Raw genomic sequence first — 2,863 nt, forward strand, 5'->3', positions numbered from 1 at the left:
AGGCGGACAAGCGTCCCAAGGGGGAGGACTGTTAGGTAAGCTATTGACTTTTACAACTTAGGGGAAGAAAGCTCGCTTTTAGCTGGCTCACCCGCAAAACCAATCCACTATAGAAGGAAGATTGATTTATGGACATAAGGAATATCGCGATAATTGCCCACGTTGACCACGGGAAAACCACCATGGTCGATCGGATTTTGCATCAAGTTAAACTGTTTAGAGACAATCAGGAAGTCCAGGACCTAATCTTGGACTCAAACGACCTGGAGCGGGAGCGGGGCATAACCATCCTATCCAAGAACGTCTCGGTCAGATATAAGGGAACCAAGATAAACATCATCGATACCCCCGGTCACTCCGATTTTGGCGGCGAGGTTGAGCGGGTTTTGAACATGGCCGACGGGGTTCTTCTGCTCGTCGATGCCTTTGAGGGACCGATGCCCCAGACCCGTTTCGTTTTGGAAAAAGCTCTAAAGATGGGGCTAAAGCCGATCGTTGTCATCAACAAGGTCGATAAACCCAACTGTGATCCGGGCAAGACCCACGAGCTCGTTTTTGAGTTGGTCTATTCCTTGGATGCTACCGAAGAACAGCTCAACTTTCCAACCGTCTACGGCTCTTCCAAAGAGGGCTGGATGGGCCCGGACTGGCGGGTGCCCACCGAGGACGTCACCTATCTTTTGGATACCATCATCGACTACTTCGAGCCGCCAAAGGATAACCCGGGCACCTTGCAGCTACAGATCAGTTCGCTGGATTACTCCTCGTATGCGGGGCGAATCGCCGTGGGCAGAGTTCACCGAGGCAAGATCAAGATGGGCGATCAAGTCTCCGTTGTTTCCAGGGATGGTCAGATTACCAAATCGACGGTAAAAGAGCTTTACCTCTTTGAGGGGCTGGGCAAAGAGAAGACCAAAGAGGAGATCCGCTCCGGCGAGATAGTTGCCATCATGGGACTGGAAAATTTTGATATCGGGGATACCGTGGCCGACCCTGAAGCGCCCGAGGCCTTGGAGCCGATCGCCGTCGATGATCCCACCATGAGCATGCTCTTTACCATCAACAACTCACCCTTTTTTGGCAAGGAAGGCAAATTCGTAACCTCAAGGCATGTTAGAGATAGATTGTTTAAAGAGACCGAGAAGAACCTGGCTCTAAGAGTCGAGGAGACTAACTCGCCCGATAAACTGATCGTCTACGGCCGGGGAACCCTGCATCTCTCCGTTCTGGTCGAGACGATGAGGAGAGAGGGCTACGAGCTTCAGCTCGGTCAGCCCCAGGTGGTCATCAAAGAGATTGACGGTTTTAAACATGAGCCGATAGAATTGCTAAACGTAAACGTCGATGAGGCGTTTTCAGGTAAAGTGATCGAGATCGTCTCCAAGCTTAAAGGGGATCTAATCAGTATCGAGGCCAGAAATGATCGGGTGGCCCTAGAATTTAAGATACCGGCTCGCGGCTTGATTGGGCTGACCAAACCCATCTTGACGGCAACCGAGGGCAAGGCGGTGATCTCCCATCGTTTTCAGGGTTATGAGCCGTGGAAGGGTCAGATCAAGGCCAAGAGAAACGGGGCGCTCATTGCCATGGAGACCGGAGCGGCCACCGCCTATTCGATCGATAAACTGCAAGATAGGGGCAAGTTCTTCATCGAGCCCAATGAAACGATTTATGCTGGTCAAGTGATCGGCGAGAGCACCAGGCAAGAGGATATAGTGATAAATGTGGTCAAGGCCAAAAAGCAATCCAACGTGCGGGCCGCAGGGGCAGATGACAAGGTTTCGATAGCCCCGGCCATCAAATTCTCGCTAGAAGAGGCGATGGAATACTGCGCAGAGGATGAGTACGTGGAAGTTACCCCCAAATCGATCCGCCTAAGAAAGATCCTTCTAGCCGAGCACGAGAGGAAGCGGGAGAAGAAGACGCAAGGGCAATAAGAAATATTTGAGATAGCAAGAAAGCCGCCTGCCGCCAAAACCCCAAACCTTCTTTTGTGGCAGAATTTTGACGCACAAGATCTTATCAAAAACACGTTCAGCCGCCTCCGCTATACTTTATATTGACTTCGTTTTAGCCTTTCGATATATTTTTATCATGTTCATTCATGTTATCAAGAGGGACTGTGATGAATGTGCAGATTTATCAAGCAGGAAGAATCCCAGCGCGCAAGGATGTTGTTTGCCAACCGCCAGGCGGGCTGGTTGAATTAACCACTGCGCCAAAGTTAATGGATCAGTTGCGAGAGGCTTTGCGCTCGCGTCATTATAGCCACCGTACTGAAAAAGGCTGGATTGGCCAAGCGAGCCACTTGCCACACTTTCCGGCATTCCTTCGCCACGCAACTTGTGGAAGGTGGTTATGATATCAGGACGGTGCAGGAACTCCTTGGCCACAAAGACGTGAAAACCACAATGATTTACACGCATGTTCTAAATCGTGGAGGCAAGGGCGTCAAGAGCCCCATGGATGACCCGTAGAGGAGAGTCTTAGGGTATGTTATATAGAAGCCATATATAAATCCCATCTAATTTTTGAGTCGCCTTAATGCCTGTATTAACAAGGCTTATGCTATTTGAGCGTCGGGGTGTTATGACGCTAATTCGGGAGTTAAAGGTGTTATGAAGAAACCGTATAAACTATGTTAGGTTGGATGGGAGACAAATGACCGAGTCAGGCGTGTCGCGGAGTGAGCTGAGAGCCGCTGGGGTCTTCGGTCTGCTGATCGCCATCACAATCGACCTCGGCTGGCTGTTCACCCTTTGGCCGCACACGGCCGCGAATCCCTGGCGCTGGCCCATAGCTGCGCTGACTTGCGTGATACAGACTGTGGTCACCACAGCTGGCGTCGTCGGCGCCGCTTGGT

General features: G+C 51.0%; 2 protein-coding genes and 1 pseudogene. All 3 read left to right on the top strand.

Going from position 1 to position 2,863, the window contains the following annotated elements; all coding sequences use genetic code 11:
* Positions 1-128: 128 nt before the first annotated feature.
* Positions 129-1,937 carry a translational GTPase TypA gene (typA, locus tag QMD53_06740; GenBank protein ID MDI6800339.1) on the top strand — a complete coding sequence of 603 codons (1,809 nt, stop codon included), beginning with the start codon at positions 129-131 and terminating at the stop codon, positions 1,935-1,937.
* A 303-nt stretch (positions 1,938-2,240) separates the two neighbouring features.
* Positions 2,241-2,477: pseudogene (locus tag QMD53_06745) on the top strand (tyrosine-type recombinase/integrase).
* Between the two features lie 184 nt (positions 2,478-2,661).
* The coding region (locus tag QMD53_06750; GenBank protein MDI6800340.1) for a hypothetical protein at positions 2,662-2,863 on the top strand (202 nt) is incomplete at its 3' end.

The sequence above is a fragment of the Actinomycetota bacterium genome (assembly GCA_030017835.1).
Taxonomy (GTDB): Bacteria; Actinomycetota; Aquicultoria; order UBA3085; family Oleimmundimicrobiaceae; genus Yes70-04.